Source organism: Psychrobacter sp. TB15 (assembly GCF_000511655.1).
Lineage (GTDB): Bacteria > Pseudomonadota > Gammaproteobacteria > Pseudomonadales > Moraxellaceae > Psychrobacter > Psychrobacter submarinus.
On record NZ_AYXN01000042.1, the window covers coordinates 1 to 25,758 of the forward strand.

General features: G+C 45.9%; 18 protein-coding genes and 1 pseudogene. 12 read left to right on the plus strand and 7 right to left on the minus strand.

Translation table 11 applies throughout. From position 1 onward, the window contains the following. Window positions 1-17: 17 nt before the first annotated feature. Window positions 18-1,112 (minus strand): RNA-guided endonuclease InsQ/TnpB family protein, encoded by a 1,095-nt coding sequence (locus W234_RS0111600; protein ID WP_025643888.1) that lies wholly within the window; start codon window positions 1,110-1,112, stop codon window positions 18-20. Window positions 1,113-1,234: 122 nt separating this feature from the next. Here W234_RS0111600 and W234_RS0111605 point away from each other — a divergent pair, with 122 nt between their 5' ends. Then, the gene (locus W234_RS0111605) at window positions 1,235-1,447 is read left to right on the plus strand and encodes a hypothetical protein (RefSeq protein ID WP_025647005.1); all 213 of its coding nucleotides are present in this window, start codon (window positions 1,235-1,237) and stop codon (window positions 1,445-1,447) included. 114 nt (window positions 1,448-1,561) lie between these two features. On the opposite strand, the gene aroC is transcribed toward W234_RS0111605, so the two are convergent. Beyond that, entirely contained in the window at window positions 1,562-2,668 is a 1,107-nt protein-coding gene (aroC, locus tag W234_RS0111610; RefSeq protein WP_025647006.1) for a chorismate synthase, read from the minus strand. A 94-nt stretch (window positions 2,669-2,762) separates the two neighbouring features. Continuing rightward, entirely contained in the window at window positions 2,763-3,956 is a 1,194-nt protein-coding gene (prmB, locus tag W234_RS0111615; protein ID WP_025647007.1) for a 50S ribosomal protein L3 N(5)-glutamine methyltransferase, read from the minus strand. Window positions 3,957-4,391: 435 nt separating this feature from the next. Between prmB and W234_RS14015 the strand changes: the two genes are divergently transcribed. Continuing rightward, window positions 4,392-5,873 (plus strand): L,D-transpeptidase family protein, encoded by a 1,482-nt coding sequence (locus tag W234_RS14015; protein WP_037059811.1) that lies wholly within the window; start codon window positions 4,392-4,394, stop codon window positions 5,871-5,873. 168 nt (window positions 5,874-6,041) lie between these two features. On the opposite strand, the gene W234_RS0111625 is transcribed toward W234_RS14015, so the two are convergent. Continuing rightward, window positions 6,042-6,254, minus strand: a complete 213-nt coding sequence (locus W234_RS0111625; protein WP_025647008.1) for a hypothetical protein — start codon at window positions 6,252-6,254, stop codon at window positions 6,042-6,044. 273 nt (window positions 6,255-6,527) lie between these two features. Between W234_RS0111625 and W234_RS14240 the strand changes: the two genes are divergently transcribed. The 5 genes and pseudogenes from W234_RS14240 to W234_RS0111650 all read left to right on the plus strand — a co-directional run bounded on the left by W234_RS14240 (window position 6,528) and on the right by W234_RS0111650 (window position 13,819). Continuing rightward, window positions 6,528-8,297, plus strand: coding sequence for a TIGR00341 family protein (locus tag W234_RS14240; protein WP_025647009.1), 1,770 nt, complete (start codon window positions 6,528-6,530; stop codon window positions 8,295-8,297). 138 nt (window positions 8,298-8,435) lie between these two features. Further along, window positions 8,436-11,108, plus strand: coding sequence for an alanine--tRNA ligase (gene alaS / locus W234_RS0111635; protein ID WP_025647010.1), 2,673 nt, complete (start codon window positions 8,436-8,438; stop codon window positions 11,106-11,108). Window positions 11,109-11,375: 267 nt separating this feature from the next. Further along, window positions 11,376-12,662, plus strand: coding sequence for an aspartate kinase (locus W234_RS0111640; RefSeq protein ID WP_025647011.1), 1,287 nt, complete (start codon window positions 11,376-11,378; stop codon window positions 12,660-12,662). 442 nt (window positions 12,663-13,104) lie between these two features. Then, window positions 13,105-13,272: pseudogene (gene csrA, locus W234_RS0111645) on the plus strand (carbon storage regulator CsrA); the annotation flags it as partial. A gap of 172 nt (window positions 13,273-13,444) precedes the next feature. Then, entirely contained in the window at window positions 13,445-13,819 is a 375-nt protein-coding gene (locus W234_RS0111650) for a HopJ type III effector protein (RefSeq protein ID WP_037059813.1), read from the plus strand. 268 nt (window positions 13,820-14,087) lie between these two features. On the opposite strand, the gene W234_RS0111660 is transcribed toward W234_RS0111650, so the two are convergent. Then, window positions 14,088-14,399 (minus strand): YeaC family protein, encoded by a 312-nt coding sequence (locus W234_RS0111660; protein WP_025647014.1) that lies wholly within the window; start codon window positions 14,397-14,399, stop codon window positions 14,088-14,090. 34 nt (window positions 14,400-14,433) lie between these two features. Then, entirely contained in the window at window positions 14,434-15,558 is a 1,125-nt protein-coding gene (locus W234_RS14025) for an NAD(+) kinase (RefSeq protein ID WP_227501951.1), read from the minus strand. Window positions 15,559-16,080: 522 nt separating this feature from the next. Between W234_RS14025 and W234_RS0111670 the strand changes: the two genes are divergently transcribed. Beyond that, entirely contained in the window at window positions 16,081-16,803 is a 723-nt protein-coding gene (locus W234_RS0111670) for a Bax inhibitor-1/YccA family membrane protein (RefSeq protein WP_025647016.1), read from the plus strand. Window positions 16,804-16,914: 111 nt separating this feature from the next. On the opposite strand, the gene W234_RS0111675 is transcribed toward W234_RS0111670, so the two are convergent. Further along, a complete protein-coding gene (locus tag W234_RS0111675; RefSeq protein WP_037059815.1) occupies window positions 16,915-19,716 on the minus strand; it encodes a heavy metal translocating P-type ATPase in 2,802 nt (933 codons plus the stop codon). 419 nt (window positions 19,717-20,135) lie between these two features. Between W234_RS0111675 and mrcB the strand changes: the two genes are divergently transcribed. From mrcB to W234_RS14250, 4 genes are all read left to right on the plus strand, one after another. Next, on the plus strand, window positions 20,136-22,580 hold the full coding sequence (mrcB, locus tag W234_RS0111680) for a penicillin-binding protein 1B (protein ID WP_025647018.1): 2,445 nt from the start codon (window positions 20,136-20,138) through the stop codon (window positions 22,578-22,580). Window positions 22,581-22,822: 242 nt separating this feature from the next. Continuing rightward, window positions 22,823-23,665: a tetratricopeptide repeat protein gene (locus W234_RS14245; RefSeq protein WP_198013364.1), complete on the plus strand. Its 843-nt coding sequence runs from the start codon at window positions 22,823-22,825 to the stop codon at window positions 23,663-23,665. Window positions 23,666-23,749: 84 nt separating this feature from the next. Beyond that, window positions 23,750-24,676 (plus strand): 50S ribosomal protein L11 methyltransferase, encoded by a 927-nt coding sequence (prmA, locus tag W234_RS0111690; protein ID WP_025647020.1) that lies wholly within the window; start codon window positions 23,750-23,752, stop codon window positions 24,674-24,676. Window positions 24,677-24,746: 70 nt separating this feature from the next. Next, complete coding sequence (locus tag W234_RS14250; protein ID WP_084212665.1) at window positions 24,747-25,733, plus strand: zinc-ribbon and DUF3426 domain-containing protein; 987 nt, start codon at window positions 24,747-24,749, stop codon at window positions 25,731-25,733. Window positions 25,734-25,758 lie beyond the last annotated feature (25 nt).

The window sequence follows — 25,758 nt, forward strand, 5'->3', positions numbered from 1 at the left end:
TTGACTTCCTCCCCTCCCTAAACGGAGGGGATTCCTTCTACAAGACGGTCAAGCCCGACCGCAAGAATGTTTTTGGCCGCGTTAATATCGCGGTCATGAGTGACACCGCACTCGCATATCCATTCTCTTATTCCAAGATCTGCTCTACCTTTCGGACTGTTTTGGCGTGAGCCGCAACACGAACAAGTCTGGGTGGTGTAACTTTCATTAACTTCGATATAGTGACAACCTGCATACTTGCATTTATAATCCAGTTGTCGCTTCATCTCAAACCATCCTGCGTCATAGACAGACTTAGCTAGTTTGCTTGAAGTAAATGAGCTTGATTGAAGTTTACCGACCACTATCAAGGCGTTGTCCTTAATCAGACTGGTGGTAAACTTGTGAATTAAGTCTTGACGAGTGTTTTTTATCTTGGCGTGAATGGCTTTTACGCGCTTTTTATGGTTTGCTCTTTGAGCAATGGTAAGTTTTTTAGCCCATTTCTGGGTTTGCTTAATGGTTAGCTTGTCGCCTTGGCTGCTGGTAGCAGCATCCTTACACCCTAAATCAACACCAACCTTACCATCACCACCTTTAACCTTAGGAAAGTCTTTAACGGTGATACAGGCATACCAGTGGCCGCGATTGTCTTGCACTAGCTCCAGAGTATTGATGCTGTACAGGGCTAGATTATAGCTGTCCCATAGATCTATTGTGAGTTTTTTACCCTTAGCGAGGCTTAGTTGGATAGTGGACTTAAGGCTTTTCTTGCCTGATTGACGGGTTGCTAAGTGCTTAATGGCAGTCTTTTTAAACGGAATCCAGCCCAAGCTTCTTCTCTTGGCTTTTGGATTATTAGTACGCCAGTTGAGTTTGGCTTTTTTAAACTGTTTACGGGATTTAGCGTGAACCTCACTGATCGCTTGCAAGGTTTGACTGTGCAGATTTAGGTATTCACTAGCCCCTTTGGTGTACGTGGCCAAGTCATAGGCTGAAAAGAATTTGCCTGTGCGCTTAAGATGTTTAAAACTAAGCTCATTGACGTAATTCCAGACAAAGTTGACCGCACCAGCTAAGATATTGAGCTGCTTGGCATGTTTGTCTTTGGTGCGTAGTTTGAGCGTTTTCATAGAATGATTATGATCTCAATAAGCAGAGTTGACAAGGTAGATGTCATCTTAGGTGACAACGGTTGACGCCTTACATCCATGCCCTAGAAGGATGTGGTTTTACGGCGCTGGTGATAAATGCTATGAAAAAACTCATTCCAACTCATACTACAGCCGCTCATACAACAAACCCTTACTTAGGGTATAGCCGTCAGGAGTGTCGTCAATTATTGGCTAACAGTAATATTGAAAGTATTGCTTTTGGACACTGGCTTGCGATTCCTAGCCAGCAGCTATTATTGGTCTTTAAACACCAACGCTGCGTAGCCACTGATGACTACTCAAAAGTCGCTTAATAGGGAATCAACATCAGAGCACCTCGTACCACTGTTACAAGCACAAAAAAGCCTTTTACCTTTAATGAGAGTCAATAAAAGATAAAAGGCTCGCTACTGACCCAAGGCTTAGAGCTATTCAGTAATCGATGCAACCGGCGCGACTACGTCTGCATTTTGACCGCGGTGACGCAAGTAATGATCGAGTAATACAATCGCGAGCATCGCCTCAGCGATAGGCGTCGCTCTTACTCCAACGCAAGGGTCATGACGGCCTTTAGTGAGCATATCGATCGCTTCGCCATCGGTGTTTATACTTTTGCCAGGGGTGGTAATACTAGAAGTAGGCTTGAGCGCGATACTGACGCTAATATCTTGCCCAGAGGAGATACCGCCCAAGATACCGCCAGCATGATTGGCAGTAAAGCCATCCGGAGTCATCTCATCGCGAGATTTATGACCGAATTGACCGGCGACCGCCATACCATCACCGATCTCCACACCTTTCACCGCATTGATGCTCATCATCGCATGGGCAATCTCAGCATCTAGGCGATCAAATACCGGCTCACCAAGCCCGACCGGTACGCCGCTTGCGACAACCTCAAGCTTAGCACCGCAGCTGGTGCCCGCGCGTCGCAGACTATCGATTAAGGTTTCAAAGCGCGATACTGCTTCGCTATCCGCGCAAAAGAATGGATTGCTATTGACGAATTCCCAGTCGATTTGGCTTGGATCAGTGACTTGGCTGTACTCATTACCAATCTGCGTCACATGCCCATGAATCTGTATACCTAAGCGCTCAGACAGATACTTCTTAGCGATAGCGCCTGCGGCCACACGCATGGCAGTCTCGCGAGCTGAAGAGCGCCCGCCGCCGCGATAATCACGAAAGCCGTACTTCATACTATAAGTATAATCGGCATGACCGGGGCGGAAAGTATCTTTAATGTCGCTATAGTCTTTAGATTTTTGATTGGTATTACGGATCAGTAAGCCAATAGAAGTACCCGTCGTTTTACCTTCAAAGACGCCAGAGATGATCTCGACTTCATCGGGCTCGCGGCGCTGGGTTGCGTACTTAGAAGTCCCAGGCTTACGGCGATCTAGATCAACTTGCAAGTCCTCGCTAGATAATGCCATACCTGGCGGCACCCCATCGATGATAGCCATCAGGCCAGCCCCATGCGACTCTCCGCAAGTTGTGACACTAAAGAGTTTTCCTATACTATTACCTGCCATGTCTATCCTTCAATACTCAATGCTATTAATATTGGGCTACTGTCCATCTTACGCTTTTGGCTTCACTTACCTCTTTACTGGTAAAAGGTGCTGATTATTGCACTTGATGACTCTCTAAAAGCTGTACATAATGGGCAAATGACTCACGGTGCTCTAACAGGTCATCATAAGTGATCGCAAAGATACCGTGACCGCCATGAGCGAACTTTAACCAATTAAACTGAATATCAGGATAAGCTTGCATCAGTGCCCATTCACTATCGCCAACCTCACAGACGAGTAGACCTTCTGGCGTCAAGTAATCAGCGGCGTCAAATAATATTTTATGCACTAGATCTAAGCCGTCTTGACCGGCGGCTAACGCATGATCAGGCTCATATAGAAACTCAGGCGGCAAGTCAGCCATGATTGCCGCATCAACATAAGGCGGGTTAGTGACAATAAGTTCGTACTGATTGTCGCTTGGCAGCTTAGCAAACAAATCAGATTCAATCACATTGATTTGATGCCCCAGATCATGATGATCGACATTGACCATCGCCACCTCAAGCGCGCCTTTATCGATATCAGCGGCGTCCACCAAAGCATCGACAAAACGTGTCGCAAGCGCAATAGCAATACAGCCAGAACCGGTGCACAAGTCTAAGATACGCTCAGGCTGTGTCAACTGCTTCATGTCAAGGCCGTGCTCGAAGAACTTAGTGGCTGACTCGCCTGCATCCATAGCGTTTATGCTGCTGATACCAATCGGCTTGGCAAGCTCATTGACATCGAAATATGGATAGAACTGCTGACGGATCATCTCAGCTATTGGCGAGCGCGGGATAAGCACACGCTCATCCACATAAAAAGGTAAATCACAAAAATACGCTAAATTGATCAAATAACTAAGCGGCTTACGTTGAATGATACGCGCTTCTAATAGCTCTAGCACCGCTTGCTTCTCTGAGGCAGTCAGACGGCAGTCTAATATTTGCTCATTTGCTGACCAGTCAAGCGACAAAGAGTGCAAAACAATAGCAGAAGCCTCAGCGAATTCGTCGGTCGTACCTTGCGCTACTACCACATCATAGTTCCGCAATTGCGTCACACAAAAACGAATGAAATCGCGAATCGTCACTAATTGCTGACGCGCCTCTTCAAGCTCACTATGAAAATTAGCAAATTCGCTATGATCGGTGTCTTCAGCATTTAGCTCATGTCCATCTAGATCATGACCATCATAGTCATACTGATTTGGATTTTGCTGCTGAAAGTCTTCTGCGCTCATTATCTGCTCGTCTGACATACGGCCTCTTTTATGGTTTGTTTGATAGCGTTAAGGTTTGTTGATAGCATAAAATTATTGGTTTCGATTTAAAGCATTATAAACTTAAAGCGAATATGACGCCAATCAATCCTACAACTGATAATAGCAAATCCCCGGTTGCACTCTACTCAGACGAACTGCACTTCTAGAGCAATCATGTTATGATAGAAGCATGCTTAGTATAAGTTGCATTAATAGTACCTGACTCGAAAGCACCTTACTCGCTTCTTGCTAAGCGTCTGTTTTGCGCAATATACTCTTTATATTATGACTCAATCCTCTCTCCCTAGTCATTAAAGCGTCAACGCCTGACGTCTGTCTGCTCATTACTACAAAAAGAGGGGTTAAAAGTTTGCGAAGCGTCCAGATAATGCGCATAATACTTCCATAATAACCACCACATTGTGACCCTTTATGATGAAAATAAAACCTATTGTAACTGCAATCTCTATTGCCACGCTGAGTCTTAGTGCCACTGTCTTTGCTGCACCGACAGACAATACTCGTACTTTGCCTGTAGACAATCTGCCAGATATCGACAGCTTATCTGGTATCAATCTAGAAGAGAGTCGTAGCAGCTCAGTTGCTAGTGATGCGCGTAACACTTTGCCGAATAACGACTCAGCAACCAATGCTCAGCCGCAAGTGAGTACGCCGGCAGCCTCTGATAGAATGGGACAACTGATTAACAGTAAACGCGCCGCTCAGCCTAATATCGGGACTGGCATAGCTTCTAACGACATAGCTTCTACAGACATCGCTGCTAACAACACAGCATCTAACGCTGTTGCCGCTGATAATATGAGCGTAGAAGAGCTCACCCGTAAAGACCAGCAGTCTGATACGACTGATGATATCAGTGACGGTCAGGCTCTAGCAGGCCCTAGTAGTGCGGCAGCGGACACCTCAAATTTTGAAGTCACTAATAGCGCACAGCTCCAAAACATCGGCGATGAGTCTGCTATCAAGAGCATCGAGGATAAGAATGGTAAGAGATATACCACGCTAGATTTATCCAATTATGCCAAGCAAGTCAATGGCTCGACTTGGTCGCCCAACATGAACGTCAACTCAGCGATGACGATTAAATTGCAAGCGCTTCTCGACTGGAACCATGCTTCACCAGGCCCTATCGATGGTGGTTGGGGTATGAATAGTAAAAAGGCGCTCGTCAACTTTCAAAACATGAAAGGTCTGCCTGCTACTGGTAAAATGGATCAAAAAACTTGGGATGCTCTTAACAAAAACATTCCTGCCAATAAGCCAGTACTAGTCACTTATACCATTACTGAAGATGATGTAAATACTAATTTTGCTAGATTGCCATCTGGCTCTGAGGCAAAGTCAAAAGTCAAAGGCCTTTACTATCAAGACATCAAAGAGATGTTAGGCGAGCGCTTCCATATGGATGTACGCTATCTCGATAAGTTAAACAAAAACAAAACGTACAAGGCGGGCGAGACCATCACCGTATTAAACAATCGTGAGCCTCTCAATCAACGTATCAACCGTATGGTCGCCAATAAAGCGGATAAAACGTTATACGCTTATAACGGTGATAAATTAGTTGCCACTTATCCGACGACCATCGGTAGTGCGAGCACCCCTTCCCCGCAAGGCAGCTTTAAGATTATCAATAAAGTCAAGATGCCATGGTATAAAGCGACCGTTGGCAAAGGTGACGATAAGAAAGTACATATGCTGCCGCCAGGACCTAATAGTCCTGTAGGCGTGGTATGGATGGGACTATCAAAACCTTCTTATGGTATTCATGGCTCACCGAAGCCTGAGGGCATCAGTCGCCAAGCCTCGGCAGGCTGCGTGCGTTTGACCAACTGGGATGTGCTAGAAGTCTACGCCAATATCGAAAATGGCGCGACAGTTGAGCTACAATAACGACTGAGCTACGAGCGTATATCTGACGTCAAAAACAGTCTTAACAAAAATAAAAAAGCAGCCTCCACATAGGCTGTTTTTTTATTTAAATCATAACGTTTAGACCCAAAGCCCTTGCTAAGTCTACAAGCTAGACTGCCCTCCAAACACATCTAAGCTTTATAGCCTTTAAGCCTTATAGCCTTCCTCATTACCAGTGATGCTGCCTATTTTTTTGGTAAAAAATAAACCGACTGGAATAGCGACTAGTAGTCCTATGACTATGGCTATTTGAATATGCCGTATCTCGTTAAAGCCGGTTACTAAAGCGGCGATCATCAGTAAGCCGACGATGACAGTAGCTGCCATAGAGTAAACAACAGAAAGTAGTGGCCAGTTCATAGTCTAATCCTTATATTTTGTGTGGGTATAATTACTTTATACCTTAAACCCACATAAAAAGTAAGTCTTTATTATAACCAGCAAAGCCACCAAAACTAGGCGACTAATCGCTAAAACCATGCTAATATTAGGGAGTTATCTAGCGTATTAAAAACAATTACTTTACCGCTTGCTCTGCTACTCAAAGCTCGCTTGTTGCAAAAATCTATACTTCCTCCCCTATTTGTCTTTACAATAGTGATTTTCTTCTTACCTTTGAGAAAGTCCAATACTATGACCGCTAACCCTGCTAGCCGCTCTAATGACTCTGATAGCTCTAATAAATCTGACAACAAGAACGCTCAAGAGCCTGCATCTACCCCTAATAGTAATGATAGTAATTTTGATAATAGTGTCGACGTCGACGACGCTGGCGAGCATGCTGATAACAACGAGTCCTTAGAGTCTGAAAGTGAAGAGATAAATACCGTAGAAGCAGGACATCATCATTCTGACGCGAAAGTGACGATGACGGCTATTAGCGAAGAAGTGGTTGTCGCGACGGTTGAAGATATCACACCTGAGATGGCGCAAGCTCAAGCTGTCAACTTAGAAGCTGCGGACTTTAGCATTTCTAACGTCAGTTTTTCTAACATCGACTTTGCTCACTTGGCAATGGCTGACTTAGTATTTACTAAAGCCAACAGTGCCACTGTCACTGCTAATACCCAAGCAGCTGATGAAAACGCCCTTACCGATGACTCAGGAACTAGCGCCCATGGCGACACTGCTGATGTCGATAGTAACCAGTCTGATGAGCAAGCGATGTGTGTTGATGAAGCGTATATAGAAAACAGTGAGACAGCAAAGGTATCCGGCAACACAGACGCTAGCAATATAGATTCTAAGCAAAGCGAGAACGACTCTAAGAGTACTGCAGAGGAAGAAAACGCAAAAGAGGAAGTACAAGAGAAAAAAGAAGCCAAGCTTGAGTCTTATAAGCAGTTTGTCGCTGAACAGTTTAGTAACCAAAAAGTCGATTATCCAGAAGTACGCGTCAAAATCGAGGCCAATGCCCTACCGAGTAAGATGTATTTTATTATGAACATCCTCTCGGCCATTATCGCAAGCTATGGCTTAGTGACTAATTCTGCAGCGGTTGTCATCGGCGCGATGCTAGTGGCGATGATGTTAGGACCTATCACTGGCGTGGCGCTCGCGATTATTGACCACCGTATGCCGCTACTGTGGAAGTCGCTATTTACGGTCATCGCGGGCGTCTCTTTAGTGGTGCTCGTAGGCTTTTTGATCGGGCTGCTGCATAACGATCAACCGCTGACCGCTGAGATTTTATCGCGTACTCAGCCCACTTCTATGGACTTAATGATTGCGCTAGCTGGCGGCACAGCTGGCGCGTATGCAATGGTATCACCACATCTATCGGTCGCGGTCGTAGGCGTCGCGGTAGCCACCGCTTTGGTGCCTCCTCTAGCGGCAAGCGGTATTTTATTCGCTCATAGCGAGATGCAATTAGGTCTTGGGGCGCTATTGTTAGCTATTACTAATATTATCGCTATTCAATTTACCAACGCTTTAGTGCTCTGGCTACTTGGCTTTCGCCGCCTAGTCGATGATGATTATCAATCAAACACTTATCTGACTTTTTTACGCCGCAATGCAGTGACCTTATTACTACTTGCCGGACTCGGTACTTATTTGACTATCAATCTACAAACCAATGCTAAGCAGCAAGTCTTTGAGAGCAGCACTAAAGAGGCGATAAACAGCTATTTTATCGACAAAGGCAATGTACTGACCAACACTCAATTTGAGACCTCGAATGAGAACCAAATCGTGCGCGCTATTATTCGCGGCGAGACGACTCCTAGCTCTTACGATGTCCAGCAAATTGAGGCGCTCATCACCGCTGATATGGTAGAGAACTTTCCGGAGTATCTACCCATTAAGCTACAACTGCGCTACCTACCTGTACAAGTCATTGAAGCCAATCCATTAGTTACCGATAAACTAGATAAGACAGACGCGGCCATCTTGACCAATTAACGACTGTTTATGACTGCTAGTGTATTAGCCCTCACAGTGACTATTTGCGAATGTTCAACGAGGGCGGTATGTGCTAAAATCGCGGGCAAATTTAATATTCTATAACTATCTTAAAACCATTTTTTGTAAGGAGCCGCTGTGAGCCAGCCATCTCAAACAGCCGAGATTCGTCAAGCTTTTATCGATTTTTTTATAAGCAAGCAGCACACCCCTGTCTCCTCATCGAGCCTTATTCCGCATAATGATCCTACTTTACTGTTTACCAACGCCGGTATGAATCAGTTTAAAGAGACTTTTTTGGGGATGGAATCGCGTGATTATACGCGCGCGGTCACTTCACAAAAATGTGTGCGGGCAGGCGGTAAGCACAATGATTTAGATAACGTCGGCTACACCGCGCGTCATCATACTTTCTTTGAGATGCTCGGTAACTTCTCTTTTGGTGATTATTTTAAAGAAGCCGGTATTGCTTATATTTGGGAGTTTTTGACATCGACTGAATGGCTAGCTATCGACAAAGACCGTCTCTACGTCACTATTTATGAGACTGACGACGAAGCTTTTGATATCTGGCACACTAAGATTGGCCTGCCAGCGGAGCGTATTATCCGTATCGGCGATAATAAGGGCGCCCCTTACGCCTCTGATAACTTTTGGACAATGGGTGATACCGGTCCTTGCGGCCCTTGTACCGAAGTCTTTTATGACCATGGCCCTGAGATTGAGGGCGGCTTGCCTGGTACGCCTGAGGAAGATGGCGACCGCTATATCGAGATTTGGAACTGCGTGTTTATGCAGTTTAATCGCCAAAAAGACGGCACCATGCTGCCACTACCCGCCCCTAGTGTCGATACTGGTATGGGACTTGAGCGCATTAGCGCTATTATGCAAGGCGTGCATGGCAATTATGAAATCGATTTATTCAGCCACTTGATGGACGCTGCGGCAACTATTTTAGAGATTGACAACGAGCAGCAATCCTCACTAAAGGTGATTGCTGATCATATCCGTGCCGTATCCTTTTTGATCGCTGATGGCGTGATGCCAGGCAATGAAGGCCGCGGCTACGTGCTGCGCCGAGTTATTCGCCGAGCGGTACGTCATGGCAATAAGCTTGGCGCTGAGAGCGGGTTCTTTTATAAGATGGTAGCGCCTTTAGTCCGTGAAATGGGCGATGCTTATCCTGAGCTAAAAGACAAACAAAGCCTCATTGAAGCCGCTATTCAAAAAGAAGAAGCACAGTTTGCCAAGACCTTAGCCCAAGGCTTACGTCTGCTCGCCAGCGAGCTTGAGAGCTTAGAAGATGGCGATATTCTCTCTGGTGCTGCCGCTTTCAAGCTCTATGATACTTACGGCTTCCCGCTTGACCTCACTGCAGATATTACCCGTGAGCGCGGTATCAGCATCGATGAAGAAGAGTTTGACGAACAGATGCAAGCGCAGCGCGATCGCGCTCGTGATGCTGGCAAATTCGATGTCGACTACAGTAGCGTCATCCAAGTTGAGACGCCAACTGAGTTCATTGGCTACGAGCAGCTCAGCGATGATAATGTCAATATTACTGCGCTCTATCAAGACGGTAATGCGATCGAGTCTCTAGCAGAAGGCAGCGAGGGCGTTATCGTCTTGGATCGTACGCCTTTTTACGCCGAAGGCGGCGGACAAGTCGGTGAGCTTGGCGAGATACGTAGCGAGTCTGGCGTCTTTAGCGTACAAGACACCAAAAAATCAGGGCAAGCCATTATCCATTATGGCGTCGTCAGCATGGGTACTGTTAGCGCAGGTCAAAGCGCAGAGGCGCAAGTGCTCTCAAGCATCCGTGCTGCGAGCGCTAAAAACCATTCTGCTACCCATCTGTTACACGCGGCTCTACGTCATATACTCGGCGATAAAATCAGCCAAAAAGGCTCGCTCGTCTCAAGTGAAGTGCTAAGGTTTGACTTTGCTTATGATAAGCCGGTAAGCCAAGCTGAGATTGCGCAAATTGAGCGTTTGGTTAATGAGCAAATCCAAGCCAATACGCCAGCTTGTATAGAGAACATGGCTATTGATGAAGCCATGGAAAAAGGCGCGGTGGCGTTATTTGGTGAAAAATACGGTAACGAGGTGCGCGTACTCACCATGGGCACCGAGATGACTATCGATGGGAATAACCAACCCTTCTCTATTGAGTTATGCGGCGGGCTACACGTGCAGCGTACCGGTGATATCGGCCTATTTAAGATCACTGGTGAATCTGGTATCGCCGCTGGTATTCGCCGTATTGAGGCGCTCACTGGTATGGGCGCTGTCAAGTATGTTCAACAAAATGATCAGCAGCTAGCGACTCTTGCCGGACAACTCAAAGTTAAGCGTCCACAGGTTGCCGCGCGCGTACAGACCATGGCAGATAAGCAGCGCGATTTAGAAAAGCAGCTCGAGCGCTTGCAACAAAAGCTCGCCAGCAGTCAAGCGGCAGATTTATTGAACGAGGTGCAAACCATCAAAGATACGCCTGTACTGGTCAGCACTTTGAGCGGTATTGACGGTAAATCTATCCGCCCCTTAATGGACGATATCAAGTCCAAGCTTCCTGATGCCATCATCGTATTAGTCGGTGATAAAGACGAGCAATTAGCACTCGCTGCGAGCGTAGCGAAGTCGATGACTGCGCAGATTAAAGCCGGTGATATCATTCGTCACTTGGCAGGTGAGCTTGGTGGCAAAGGCGGCGGTAAGCCTGACTACGCGCAAGGCGGCGCGCCAAAATCTGGCAATACTCGCGCTGTGTTAGAGGCACTACCCGCTTGGATCGAAGCTAAATTAAGTTAAGCTCAATTAAGCTAAGTTAGCTCGTTTCTATAGTAAAACGCTTAACTTACATCTGATTTGTATTTGACAGATGGCAGTTGGTTATAGCATTGATAATTAATTACCATGTATCAAAGCGGCATGGCGACTTAAATTTGTGCTTTGATTATGGTATAAAGGTCAGCGTTCAAATATTAATTGACTCTATCACTATGCACGGTCATTAAAATACGATTGGATTTAATGGACACTTATAGTTGATAGAGGATGCAGAATAGGTAAAATCTTATGGCGTTAATAGTACAAAAATACGGCGGCACCTCAATGGGCAGTATTGACCGCATTAAGAACGTCGCCAAACGCGTCAAACGCTGGCATGATAACGGTCACCAAGTCGTCGTCGTGGTCTCAGCGATGAGCGGAGAAACCAACCGCCTCATCGATTTGGCACGTCAAATCAGCGCTCAACCTGATCCTCGTGAATATGATCAAATGGTCTCCACTGGCGAGCAAGTGTCGATCTCATTACTTGCTATGGCCATTCAGGATCTAGGTATTGGCGCGCGCTCAATGACCGGTCGTCAAGTCGCTATCAAGACCGACACCTCACATAATAAAGCCCGTATCGAGAGCATCGATGATGAAAACATCCGCCAGCAGCTAGATGCCGGTAATGTCGTCATTGTGGCAGGTTTCCAGGGTATCGATGAGCACGATAATATTACCACTCTCGGACGCGGCGGCTCAGACACCACAGGCGTCGCTATCGCAGCTGCCCTAGGTGCTGATGAATGTCAGATATATACTGATGTTGACGGCGTCTACACTACCGATCCACGCGTCACTTCAAAAGCTAAAAAACTTGAAAAAATAACTTTTGAAGAGATGCTCGAGATGGCAAGCCTTGGCTCCAAGATTTTACAGATTCGCTCAGTAGAGTTCGCCGGTAAATACGGTGTGCCCTTACGAGTGCTATCGAGCTTCGATGACAATAACGATGGCAGCTTTGACGATGATTTTAGAGATAACGTGGGCACCCTAATTACGATAGACGAAGGAGACAGTATGGAACAGGCAATTATCTCAGGTATCGCCTTTAACCGTGATGAAGCAAAGATTGTGGTACGCGGCGTCCCTGACCACCCCGGTATTGCCTCAGCTATTTTAAGTCCGATTGGAAATGCCAATATCGAAATCGATATGATTGTGCAAAACCTATCGGACCAAGGTACCACTGACTTCACCTTTACTGTCAACCGTACTGATTTAGATAAAGCGATGGCAGTGCTAAACGATGAAATCAAAGACGACATCGGTGCCAAAGAGATATTAGGTAACAGCGAAGTGGTCAAAGTATCTTTGGTCGGTGTGGGTATGCGCTCACACGCAGGGGTTGCAAGCTTGATGTTCCAGACCTTAGCGGAGAACAACATCAATATACAAATGATCTCTACTAGCGAAATCAAGGTCTCCGTCCTTATCCAAGAGCAGCACTTAGAAAAAGCAGTTAAATCCTTGCACACAGCATTTGGCTTAGATCGTGAAGACGGTGAGAGCAAAGTTGCTGGACAATAGGTTCTAGCATAAATTCTAGCTGTTTTTTTATTTATCTGCGCTTAACCGCTGATATTTTGCTAAACGGCTAAAATAAGTTTTAATATACAAAATGACAGAACCTATCAAGGTTCTGTTTTTTATGACTATTATACTCATAATTTCCATAATAGCGCTGCTTGCTTACTCTTTTATTGGCGCTAAATAGTCACAAGACTTCGGCTTTATCCAGTAGTATTGTTAAAATCCGTGACAGTACGGTCTATGGGACTTATAATGGGGCGTTCATTTGGGCAAAATGATACCTATAGTTATTGACCCTGTTTATCTTGTTTTAGACGGTATAATTACTTGTGAATTAAAACCTTAAACAGCTCGATACTGGTTCATTCAGTGATATTGAGTAATTGAGAAGTCATATGATAAGTAATCGTTCTTTACTGCGACATAAGGAGTGTGACGCATGTTAATTTTAACTCGCCGCGTTGGCGAAACTTTAATGATTGGTGATGAGGTCAGTGTTACTGTGCTAGGCGTCAAGGGTAACCAAGTACGCATAGGGGTTAACGCGCCAAAAGATATCGCGGTACATCGCGAAGAGATTTACCAGCGTATCCAGCAAGAGCGCACGGTACAATCACAGATGCAACATCTCGAGCAAGGCAACTTTGCGCCCTCTTTTGATGACGAAGACTATTTTAATCGTTAAAATAGAGCTTTATCGTTTATAGCAGACCCGTTACGGCTGCTCTGCCTATAAGCGCTTACTCTTTGTAATTTTAATCTTTTTGAGGTCATTTACTATGAGCATCCGCCAATCCGACGTCTCGGCTTTATTGAATGGTTTGAATAAAAAAGCCATAGGTTTTAACGATGTTATCAGCTTTATTGACGATTTTTATCGTTATTCCCCAGCGCCGTTTGTCAATGGTATGCAGCACAATGCCGCTGGCGAAAACGAAGGTAGTGCCAAAGTCTTTGGCTTTGCTAAGCATCATGGCCTAAACCAGCTAGATACCCTTAAACTATTTGGTGAGCATTATGAAAAAGTGCTAGCCACACCTAAGGGTACGGATCACGCCAATATCCGCAATTTCTTGCATTGGGGTTGGCAAGGATTTTTGATGCAAAAAAATCCTTTAACGCTACGTCCGACTGTCGATACCACTGCTTTGTAAGCTTAGTTCTAAAAGTTTAGTTTTATAAAATAACAGCATAGACCAAAAAATCCACGCTATGATCATAGTGTGGATTTTTGCTTTTAGGGCGTGTCCCTATTTTAAAAATGGTGATAAAAATGAGATAAATTGCAGGCAAACAAGGAAAATAGCGCAGGTAATATCAAGATATTGACCAGCTATTTGACACCGTTTGCCAAAGATTTAGCCATTTTTAGCCCATTTAGTCATAAACGCTTGAATTAGGGACACGCCCTAATATTACGCATTATTGATCGCGGAATTTTACCGGTTGGATCGCGCCTTTAGGATTGGGCATATTAGGATAATGATGTTCGTGCTCGACATCGCATTCCGCGCCCACGATACTGCCGTCGTCTTTGATAGGCTTATGAATAAAGCCGACACGCTCGGAGGGCTCTAGATGCTCGTGCTCCCACATCATCACCGCTTGCATACACGTTTCGCGCTGCTCAGCGCTTAGCTTACGGCCATCTGGCCATTTACCAATCTCAATGGCTACTCGGAATTTATCTACTATCTCCGGGGTCAAACTGGCTAGTACTGTCTCTTTATTCATCTTCACTCCTCTTCTTTAGCTATCTGTAATCTGTCTAAAATTTAGTGACTCGATCGGTGTTTGTATCTATCTGCTCAGGGGTAGTACTTTGAGCATCAGCCTCAATAATATGGTGGTCAGTACTTTGTATCTCTACGCTTTCTATCTCTATGCCTTCTATCTCAATGTCATCATCGTCATCGCTATCGAGACTGAACTCTTCGGCATGTACGTTCCAATGCAGCTTAGTACGGCAAGCTTCATAAAACTCAAACCCTGGTGGATGCAGCAAAGTTAGCTTATCAGGATGTTTACGGATATATAAGCGTTGATCCTGCTCAATAGGTACGCTAGGTTTACCGTCAGCGCTGACCATTGGCTGAGTGCGATTGTCCTCATGAATGCGAATACAGACCTCACTACTACCACTGACCACGATAGGCCTGCTTGAGAGCGTATGTGGATGCATCGGTACCAGACAAATCGCATCCATGCTAGGATGGATAATAGGCCCGCCACCCGAGAGTGCATAGGCTGTCGAGCCCGTCGGAGTCGCGGCAATGAGTCCATCACTGTGCTGACGATAGACGTCTTGACCGTCAATTTTCATTTGAAAGTCAATCATGTGTACCGACTTGCCCGCATGCAGCACAATGTCGTTGAGCGCCATATCTTCATGCAAGATATTGTCGCCTTCGCGTATCTCCATCGTCAGCAAAAACCTATGATCGAGCTGATAGTTCCCCATTAATACTTGCTTTAATTTAAAGGCAACCTCATTGGGCTTCACATCTGCCAAAAACCCAAGACGACCGCGATTGACCCCAAGCACAGGAACCCGGTACCGCGCCAATGCCTCAGCGGCATGTAAAATAGAGCCATCGCCGCCGACGACAATCACTAAGTCACAAATCTCACCGATCAAACTGCGCTTGACGATTTTTACCTTTTCGATATCTACTAAATTTAAAGTCGGTAGATTGGCGGTTTGCACATCCATAATCAGCGTTAGATTCATCTCGTTGACTGTGCTTGCCACTTGAATGAGACTCTCAATAACGCTGCGCTTGCCGGCACGGCCCATCAGACCAATGCGGCGAAAGGCTGGGTTTTTGATGGCGTGAAACAGTTCTGATTCGTGCAAGTGTGGCAATCGGGCTGACTGCGCTGAGTTTTCCATAAAGCGACTCGACAAACTTAAAGAAGTGCAAAGGTAAGTGATGCATGACATCGACTTTTTATAATTAACAGCATCGAAAGAGGGTTTTTAGATGACAACCCACAAACTTAAAAAGTCTAATGCTGATTTAGTCATAAACTATCAAGCTAATGATAGCGATAAATAAAGCGTTAAACTAGCATGTTTTACCAATCATCGTTGTTAACTGTCGTAATCGACCCCATCTATAAAAGGTTAGACGCTCACTTTAGCTGAATGATTTGTCTTAAATGACCTTTTTAAAAGGGCTTTTATTGACCGACTTAACCATTAGCTGATTTGCTGTGATTCATTTTTACTTATAGTTAGTAGCGCTGTTTTAGCGCTCAGTAGTGCCTTCTTGTGACTGCTCGCTAACCCTTAGCAATAAGCAGAGGATATCAAGGCTAAGCCTTGATATGAGTCACGCAAAGACAGTTGACAATAATCCCGGTTTTGCTAAAGTAACGTTGATTTATACTATTTTATATTAAGGATATATGTATGGCTAATCCTATTGTCAGCCGCGCAGAATTTGCGGTCGGCGGCGAGCCTATGACCGTTAAAGGTGTCATCCAAAAGACCAGTATGTTACTTGGGCTGGCGGCTATCACGGGCGTAGGCTTTTTCTTTTATGCTCTTATGGCAGGACTGTCACAAGGTTTTATCACTATGGCCGCTTTTGGTAGCATGTTTGCCGCCTTTGGCTTAGCTGTTTTTATGACTTTTAAACCCAAAAAAGCCAAAACCTTAGCTGTCCCTTATGCCCTACTCGAAGGTATATTTTTGGGTGGTATCTCGCTATTCTTCATGCGTATGTACCCAAGCGTACCTGTCACTGCTATGTGCGCAACCTTCGTCACCGCGGCAGTGATGCTAGGACTTTATCGCTCTGGTCTGGTGAAAGTCACACAAAAGTTCCGCTCGATTGTCACCTCAGCACTTATTGCTATTATGCTCGTTTACGTGGCGCAGTGGATACTATCTCTAGCCTTTGGCTCAAGCCTACCTTTCTTGTTTGAAGGCGGCGCTATTGCAATCGGCTTTAGCTTGTTTGTCATTGTTATTGCTTCTTTTACCCTCCTCCTTGACTTTGATAATATCGATCGCGGCGTAGCAGCGGGTATCTCTGAAGACTACGAGTGGTTATTTAGCATCGGTATCCTCGCAACGCTTGTGTGGATGTATATCGAATTTATGCGTCTGCTAAGCTACTTACAAGACTAGTGTTAAGGCTATTTGCTACTCATCTTTTAAAAATAAAAAACCGCCTGTTATATTTAGCAGGCGTTTTTTTTGCTCAATGTTCATGCTATTGTTTTGCTTGTAGCCTAGCCTTTAAGCCCGTTTCAGACGTAGAGCGTTAAGTACCACTATCAAGGAGCTTAGCGACATACCGATTGCAGCAAGCCAAGGCGGCACATAACCAAAGATAGCTGGCAGCAGGACAATGCCGTTATAGCCTAATGCCCAGCGAAAGTTTTGTTTGATAATGCGCTCGGTCTTATCAGCGATGCGCTTAGCCGCATTAATACCTTCGACTTGACCATTTAAAATAATGCTATCACTAGACACTTGCGCCAGATCAGCGGCGCCAGCGATAGACGTAGACACATCAGCGGCAGCGAGCACGGGCGCATCATTGATACCATCACCGACCATCAGTACCACTGCGCCTTTACTTTGTAGCTGCTGGATGTGATTGACTTTATCCGTAGGCGATAGGCCATTATAAGCGGCGCTCATCCCTAAGGTGTCCGCTATAACTAAAGCTTGCGGACTAGGGTCGCCTGTTAGCATCACTGACTCTATTCCTAGCTGCTTTAGAGAGTCCAAAGTCGCTTTGGCGCTATCACGAACCTTATCATTGAAATAAAAGCAGGCCAGTGCTTGCCAGCTAGGCACAGTATCTTCGGAGCTTTTAGTTAAAGACTGACAAGATAGAACCACCGCTGAGCTGGCTCGATGGGCTATCAAATCGATATTTAGCGACTGAGCACTGCTGCTCGTATCGTCATGGGCAGCGTCCATAGCGAAATCAGCATGACCGATCCGATATAAAACCCCATCGACTATCGCTTCAACGCCGCCTGCCGGGTAATGTTGAAGGTTTTGGGTAGTTGGCAGGTGTAACTGATAGGCCGCCGTCAGCAGCGCGTGGGCAATCGGATGGCGACTGCCCACCTCTAGCGCAGCCGCTATCGCTAATAGACTATCTTGCGAGTCGGCATGAGCTGATGCTTGAGCGTTTAACAGCTCAATACTTAATAAATTGGGCTTACCGTAAGTCAGCGTACCTGTCTTATCAAATGCCACGTGGGTAATCTCAGCCAAAGTTTGCAGCGTATGACCACGGGTGGTCAAAAATCCATAGCTTGCTAGCCTATTGGTCGCTACCGTCAGCGCAATAGGCGTTGCCAAGGATAATGCACAAGGACAAGTGGCGACTAACACTGCGACAGTGGCCCAAATGGCTAGACTAGGATCTACGATATACCAACCAATGAACACTAAGACCGAGAGCAACAAAATACGCGCGACAAACCAACGTGCCAGCTTATCGGCTTGCTGCGCAAGCTTAGGCTTCTCGCTCATAGCACGGTTCATTAGCCGGTCGATCAGTCCCATTTGACTGTCTTCTGGTAAGGCCGTCACTAGCATCTCAAACGGCTGACTGTCATTTTGCGCGCCGCCAAGGATGTAGTCGCCTTGACGCTTGATAATCAGGTCGCCCTCGCCGGTCAGCAGGCTTTGTGAGACGGTCGCAGTTGGACTCAGCAAGATACCATCGCTGATGATCTCCGCCCCTGCCTCGATCATGATAATATCGCCCACTTGCAGACTTTGAGCGGTGACCATGGACTTATCAGCGGCATGTAGTTCGGTTACCGAAGCCGCGGATTGTTGCCATGCGGCAGCAATCTTTTGCGTCAGTGTGTGGACATTAGCGTCCATATCTTGCATAAAGTTAGGTAACGGACTGGCTTTTAGATTGGTACTGATATCATCATTGGTATCAACCGCATTATTAATATCGCTGGCTACTAACGGTGCGACGTCAGCTTGGCTTTGCTGGTTTAAACGCTCTAAAATTAGCGCAGCCGACGCCTTATCTTCAGCGATTTTTTGGACTAAAATTGGCTCAACCACGACCAGATCATTGGCCATAGTCGCCGCTTTTAGCCGTGCATTATGCTCAATGTAGCGCCCAGCTAATAAAAAGAAAATGAACATACTTACTGAATCATAGTAAGTCTCGCCTTGTCCGGTCACGGTGGCATACATGCTAGCGAAAAACGTGACGATTAAAGCGACACTGACCGGCACATCCATATTGACTTGACGCGCACGAATCGCCGACCATGCTGAGGTAAAAAACGGCACGCCAGCATAAAAGAAAACAGGCGTGCTGACAAATAACGACACCCAGCGCAAAAAGTCGCGCTGAAAGACCAGCATATCGCTATATTCACCAAAGTATAGCGCTACTGCATACATCATCGCTTGCATAGCACCGAGAGCCGCGATACCGAGCCTGAGCAGCATCTTATTATTGTGCCGGGCTAGCATCGCCTCATGGGTATCTTGGCGATAAGGTTTGGCGTCGTAACCGATTTCATTGATCACCGCTAAGATACGGCTAATGGGCAGCTTGTTTTCATCCCAGATAATACGCATGCGCTGATTGGTCAAGTTGACTTGGCATTTATCCACGCCATCAATCTCATAAAGCCTTGACTCAATCAGCCAAGTACAAGCCGCGCAGCGCAGATTATTGACTGACAGCTCAGCGACTGATAGACCTTCTTGCGCGTAGACAAACTGCGACTTGATCTCATCATGATCATAAGCTTCAAGCTGCGTTAACTGAGTGGGCAGGCTTGCGGTACGGTTAATCTCTGAGCGATCAAGATAATACTGCTCAAGCCCTGCTTCTACGATACTCTCAGCTGCCAACTGACAACCCATACAACACATCTCACGCGCCTCGCCTAATATCTGTGCGTGAAATGGCGGCTTAGGTACTGGATCACCGCAATGAAAACAGTGCCCAACCTGCGGCAGCACTAGCCCTTGGGTGATGGAACTATCGTCATACTGAGAATGGGACACAGACGAGGATGAAAAAGAAGGGGACATGATTGCTCTTATTAATGACCGGCTTATTGTTAGAGGACATTACTTTATAAAATCAGCTTTTGGTAAAACTATCTTATCGTCAATCTAATCATAGCCGTACGCTGTTATTTGGGAATTACTATCTAACTAATGTTGCTTATACCTTGCTCAAAACGGTGCTTAATTCATATAAAAAACATAGTGAGACTCACTATAAGTCGTTATCTTATATGGCAGTGATATTCTAGATTAAAAGTAGGTATCGGTATTTATTCATTAAGCTGCGATTACAGCGCGATAAGCTCTACTTATTATAACGGTTTTATGCCATTGTATGATGAATGGCGTAATGAATGCCGGAACTGAGATGATAGATTGAAAATTTAGTCAATTTGCGTCATTATGAGGCAGTTTTTTTATGTTAAAACGGTGTGTTATCAGTGCAAAAACCTAATCTTACCCCGCCGCAGTCGCCTAGAGCTGCAATGAGCTCCCTACCCTCCAAACAAGGCGGGATTGTGTTTAGCAGTATCTTACTCATCATTGTCATCGTAGCTATGGTGTTATTGGCTCTATACCTAATCAAGCTTGATCGTACTATCACTAGTAAGTTTGAGGGTAAGCGCTGGGATATTCCAGCTAAAGTTTATTCGCAGCCACTTGAGTTGTATCAAGGCGCTAATGTCGATAAAGACACGATAAAGACTTGGCTTGATCTACTGAACTATCAAAGCAACACCGCTTATGATCGTACTGGTAGCTTCCACCGCTCCGGCAATACCTACTTTATTCATACTCGGGGCTTTAGCTATAGCGCTAACGATGTCGATAAAGAACAAGTCATCAAAATGACGCTTGCTAATAGTAAGATCCAAAGCATCCAGAGCACTGAGCAAAACGATACAGGTATCATACGCCTAGAGCCTGTCAGTATCGGCGGCATCTATCCAGATAGTAACGAAGATCGCTTAGTCGTCTCTTTAGATGAGGTGCCTCAGCCGCTCATAGATGCGCTAATTGCTACTGAAGATCGCGCGTTTTATGAGCATAAAGGCGTATCGATACGCGGCATAGCGCGCGCGGTCATCAATAACTTCTCAGGCGGCTCTATGCAAGGCGGCTCGACTATCACCCAGCAGCTGATTAAGAACTTTTATCTCAACTCAGATCGTACTCTTAAGCGTAAAGCCAACGAGGCGTTGATGGCGATACTGCTAGAGCTGCATTATAGCAAGGATGAGATACTACAAACTTATCTAAATGAGATTTACTTAGGTCAAAACGGCAATCGCTCTATTAATGGTTTTGGCCTCGCATCACAGTTTTATTTTAATAAACCTTTAAATGAGCTGCGTCTAGATCAGCAAGCGATGTTGGTGGGTATGGCAAAAGGGCCTAGCATCTATAACCCGCGTCGTCATCCAGAAGCGGCCAAAACGCGCCGCGATGTGGTGCTGAGTAATATGCAAGCGATAGGCAAGCTGACAGCAGAAGACTATGCAGCTGCCTCTGACAACTCTTTAGGCGTCGTCGATAAGCCCGTTGAAGGTAAGAGCCAGTTTCCTGACTTTTTGGACATCGTTAAACGCGAGCTCAATGATGTCTACTATGCTGACGATCTCAAAAACGAAGGTCTGACTATTATCAGTACCCTCGACCCTATTGCACAGCTAGCAGCAGACAAAGCGATTGATCGTAAGCTCGGTGAGCTGCGCCGTAATAATAGTAAGACCAAAGATTTACAAAGCGCTTTGGTCAGTGCCAATCCTGAGACCGGTGAGCTTGTCTCTGTCGTCGGTAGCGGTAGCGAGTTCACCGGCTTTAACCGAGCGGTAGATGCTAAACGTCCCGTCGGCTCGCTGCTAAAACCTATCATCTATATGACCGCGCTTGAGAGTGGACGCTATAATTTAGCCAGCTCAGTGGATGACTCACCTATCACAGTCACCTCAAACGGTAACGACTGGAACCCCGAAAACTACGATGGCCGCGATCATGGGTTTGTTCCTTTCACCACTGCCCTAGCTAAGTCCTATAACCAAAGCACTGTACGTTTAGGGATGGAGTTTGGTTTAGATACTTTTGCCAGACAACTACGCCGTATGGGTATCGAAGAAAAAATCTCTCCTTACCCTTCTGCGCTATTAGGCGCTGTTAATCTCAGTCCGATGGATATGCTTGGCGTGTATCAGGTCTTTGCTACAGGCGGCTTTCGTACGCCTATCCATAGTATTCGTACCGTTATCGATGATCGTGGTCGTATTTTGCAGCGTACTGGGCTCAACACACAGCGCAGTGTGCCGCCTGAAGCCAACTTTTTGACCAACTACGCTTTGCAGCAAGTGGTCAAAGAAGGTACGGCTCGCCGAGCGCAGTCTTTGGGTAGTGAGCTGAATTTAGCGGGTAAGACTGGAACCACTAATGACTACCGAGATGCTTGGTTTGCAGGCTATAGTGGTAACTATGTCAGTGTGGTTTGGGTAGGCCGCGATGATAATAAGCCTATCGGTCTTGGCGGTGGTACTGGAGCGCTACCGATTTGGGTTGATTATATGCGCCGTTTAAAGCTAACTCCTGTAGCCATGGCAGAGCCGGAAGGGATCGAATGGTTATGGCTTGAGAACAACTCAGGCAAGCTCTCTAATGAGCGCTGCGCCAATGCACGCTACTTACCTGTGATGTCCGCCTATCTACCTGAAGAGGCTAGTGAGTGCGCTTTGCAGCTTTATCAGCAAGAACAAGCGCGTGAACGCGGATTTACTTTCGGGCAGCCACAGTCAGAAGGTCTGGACAATACGCAACAGCCCACTGATGAAGATATGGAGAATAATGAGCCACAACGAGGCGCTGATACTTGGTACGACCGCGCGCTTGAGTGGTTCTAAAGGTTGATTCAATAGCTGCTAAAAGCAGGACAATCGAGTTATAATAAGGGCTTTAGAGTTATCTAAAGCCCATTATTTATAGTTAGGGGCTGTATACTGATACGTGCATAGTGGCATTGTGGCATTGTGGCATTGTGACATGATAACGACACATAACTTATTATCAAAAACAAATCACCCTATTATTCAGTAAATCTTTTGCTGTTTATAGATGATGTAATATTAAGTAGAGGTAGCAGGATATGGCGACAATAAAGCAGCAAAACTCACAACTTTTGGCAAGCGGAGCAGCACACTCATTACCGTCGAAGCGCGTACTTCTTCCTACTATAATAATGAGCGCCTTAACCCTGAGCGCTTGTCAAACCGCGCCGTCTACAATGGCTAATCAAGGGTCGGTAACTTCTACTACTCAAACGACTGCGGTTGCTGACTCTAGCCAGCCAGCACCTAGCTACACCAATGATGGCTACCCTATTGAGCCTTATCATCCGCCTGCCCAAGCCCCTACGACTTATGAAAATAGCAACAATCGTCAAAACCCCTTAACTCAGTCTGGCTCAGCCCCGAATCAGCCCATACCGACGCTTCCTAATGATAATGTTTTAGTCATACCGCTACCGGATGCGATGATTGAAGAGCCACCTGTTTATGACGCTAATACGCCTTCTCAATCGCCGAGCTTACCCTCACATAGCGATTTATTAGAGCGTGCCCGTAAAAACTCGCAGCAGTCCTCACAGTCCAGCCGGCAAGCTTCTAATAATAAAAGCGATTTACCTGCTTTTCAGAACCTGATGCGAGTCGGTACCTCGCAGCTGCAATCTGGTAATCTGACCGCAGCAGAGAACAGCTTTACCCGTGCGCAGCGTTTGGCGCCTAGATCGTCCGCGGTATACTTTTATTTATCGCAAGTCGCACTAAAAAAGAATCAGCCCCGTAAAGCCGAAGCGATGGCTCGCCGCGGCCTGACTGTCTCGCAAGATGCTAATCGTCGCCGCGCTTTATGGCAGCTTATTCTTAGATCTGGACAAGCACAGAATAACACTCGCGTGATTCGTGAGGCGCAGCAGGCGCTTCGTTAGTAGCAAGGCGAGATAGTCAGTATGTGTTAGGTAGCATTAGAACTTATCATTTTTAAACTCACTTTTATTTTTAAAGGCATTTTTATGGCATGGCAACAACTGCATCTACAGTGTAAAAAAACCAACGTTGATTTGGCAGAAGCGTTGTTATTAGAATCGGGCGCGCTGTCTATTATGTTAGACGATGCAGGCGACCAGCCTTTGTTTGAGCCACTACCTGGCGAGTCGCCACTATGGGATGAGGTAGTACTAACAGGTATCTTTGACGCCACTACCGAACAGGGTAATCGACAGGCTCTCGAGCAGCTCAGTCATGATATCGCTGCACAAGTAGACGCCAGTCGTACTTGGCTCAGCGCTGTCGAGGACAAGGACTGGGAGCGTGAATGGATGACGCATTATCAGCCGATCGAATGCGCCAATAACCTCTGGATTGTACCTGAATGGTTGACACCTCCAAACCCTGAAGCAACCAATATCATTATGGATCCAGGTTTAGCTTTTGGCACAGGCTATCATGCAACGACTCGCTTATGCTTAGATTGGCTCACCAACGAGGACCTGCAGGATAAAGTCGTCATCGATTATGGCTGCGGCTCTGGTATTTTGGGAATAGCTGCTCTGCTATTGGGCGCGCGTCAAGTTTATGCGGTAGATATTGATCCACAAGCAGTATTGGCCACTAAGCAAAACGCTGAGCGCAATCAAGTTGATGAGCGGCTATTGGCTTTTTTACCAGAAGAGTTCAACGATTACTACGCTGAGAATGACGTGATACCAGTAGACATAATAGCCGCTAACATCTTAGCAAAACCGCTTATTGGGTTAGCGCCTTATTTTGCAACGCTTATCGCTGTACAAGGCAGGCTAGTGTTGGCAGGTCTTATTGAGTCGCAGACTGAGCAAGTTATTGACGCTTATCAGCCCTATTTTACCCTCGACCCTAAGCATGCTTTTACCACGCAAGAAGATCATCATTGGCAACGACTTTCAGGAACATTTACAGGCTAGCAACATTTAATTACATCTGTTACGATATTGGCAGTACCTACTTACCGCCAATAGTAGCTGAGTAGAATTAATGAACACTGCTTCTGGACTTGATGACATGACTACGCGTATCAAAACTCAGTGTCCTAGTTGTCAGGTGTATTTTGAACTAAATGCTGAATTGCCAGAGCTCTTACAGCGACCGAGCACACAGATGCGCTGTGCCCATTGTCAGCACAACTTTTTGGTGAATGAGCATTTAGTTGTTTCTGCCAATGATGATTCATTGAATAATACAGTAACACCAGATGATAGCGCGCATTCAAATAATAACTGGCTCGAAGAGCTGCTCAGTAAGCATAATAGTCACCACGACAAGCCGCTCGGTCACGCTCAAGCACAATCTGCTGACCAGAGTGCTTCGCAGTCGACTACTCAATCAACGCCTTATTTAACTCAGCCCGTTTTGCCCACTAACAAGATCGATAAAGCGCTGAGTAATCAGTATTTGTATCAAGACTTAGCGCAGCGTAATTTAGCTCAAGATAGAGTGCCGCGCTATGTTGCTCAAGATGATGAGACGCGATCGGGGCACTACGATGACGGACCGCAATCAGTAGCAATATTACTGTGGAGCGCTGGTTGCTTGGTCTTAACCTTATCTTTATTTGCCCAATATATTATCTTTAATTTAAATACTTTAATCAAAGATCCAGACTATGCTGCCCGTTTGGAGGCTGTGTGTGTGATAGCGGCGTGCCGACTACCCTCTGCTGATCTAGATGCTTTTGTCATCTCTGACCCCGTATTTAGAGCAAGCAAGATTAAAGCGGCTACTGCTTATAGTGATGTGCAAGCGACCCTATCGAATCAAAGTGCCGAGACCCAGCTGGTACCTAGTCTTAGAGTTAGTATTTATGGTAGCGATGCATTAGTCGGAGAGTTTATTGCGCTACCAGAAGACTACTTGATGACTCGTCAAAGCCAGCTGTCTGCCAATTACAGCCAACCTTTTATGTTTACTATCCCTCTGACTCGCCAGCAAATTGATAGGATTACTATTGAACCTATTTATTGATCATCTGCCCAATATTGAGGAAAAC

Bases quoted from the DNA above. Each gene is read 5' to 3' on its own strand.
- W234_RS0111640 (WP_025647011.1), top strand. From the start codon at position 11,376: ATGGCGTTAATAGTACAAAAATACGGCGGCACCTCAATGGGCAGTATT.
- W234_RS14245 (WP_198013364.1), top strand. From the start codon at position 22,823: ATGGCGACAATAAAGCAGCAAAACTCACAACTTTTGGCAAGCGGAGCA.
- aroC (WP_025647006.1), bottom strand. From the start codon at position 2,668: ATGGCAGGTAATAGTATAGGAAAACTCTTTAGTGTCACAACTTGCGGA.
- W234_RS14025 (WP_227501951.1), bottom strand. From the start codon at position 15,558: ATGGAAAACTCAGCGCAGTCAGCCCGATTGCCACACTTGCACGAATCA.
- W234_RS0111650 (WP_037059813.1), top strand. From the start codon at position 13,445: ATGAGCATCCGCCAATCCGACGTCTCGGCTTTATTGAATGGTTTGAAT.
- W234_RS0111600 (WP_025643888.1), bottom strand. From the start codon at position 1,112: ATGAAAACGCTCAAACTACGCACCAAAGACAAACATGCCAAGCAGCTC.
- W234_RS0111660 (WP_025647014.1), bottom strand. From the start codon at position 14,399: ATGAATAAAGAGACAGTACTAGCCAGTTTGACCCCGGAGATAGTAGAT.
- W234_RS14250 (WP_084212665.1), top strand. From the start codon at position 24,747: ATGAACACTGCTTCTGGACTTGATGACATGACTACGCGTATCAAAACT.
- W234_RS0111605 (WP_025647005.1), top strand. From the start codon at position 1,235: ATGAAAAAACTCATTCCAACTCATACTACAGCCGCTCATACAACAAAC.
- W234_RS14240 (WP_025647009.1), top strand. From the start codon at position 6,528: ATGACCGCTAACCCTGCTAGCCGCTCTAATGACTCTGATAGCTCTAAT.
- W234_RS14015 (WP_037059811.1), top strand. From the start codon at position 4,392: ATGATGAAAATAAAACCTATTGTAACTGCAATCTCTATTGCCACGCTG.
- W234_RS0111670 (WP_025647016.1), top strand. From the start codon at position 16,081: ATGGCTAATCCTATTGTCAGCCGCGCAGAATTTGCGGTCGGCGGCGAG.
- W234_RS0111625 (WP_025647008.1), bottom strand. From the start codon at position 6,254: ATGAACTGGCCACTACTTTCTGTTGTTTACTCTATGGCAGCTACTGTC.
- prmB (WP_025647007.1), bottom strand. From the start codon at position 3,956: ATGTCAGACGAGCAGATAATGAGCGCAGAAGACTTTCAGCAGCAAAAT.
- prmA (WP_025647020.1), top strand. From the start codon at position 23,750: ATGGCATGGCAACAACTGCATCTACAGTGTAAAAAAACCAACGTTGAT.
- W234_RS0111675 (WP_037059815.1), bottom strand. From the start codon at position 19,716: ATGTCCCCTTCTTTTTCATCCTCGTCTGTGTCCCATTCTCAGTATGAC.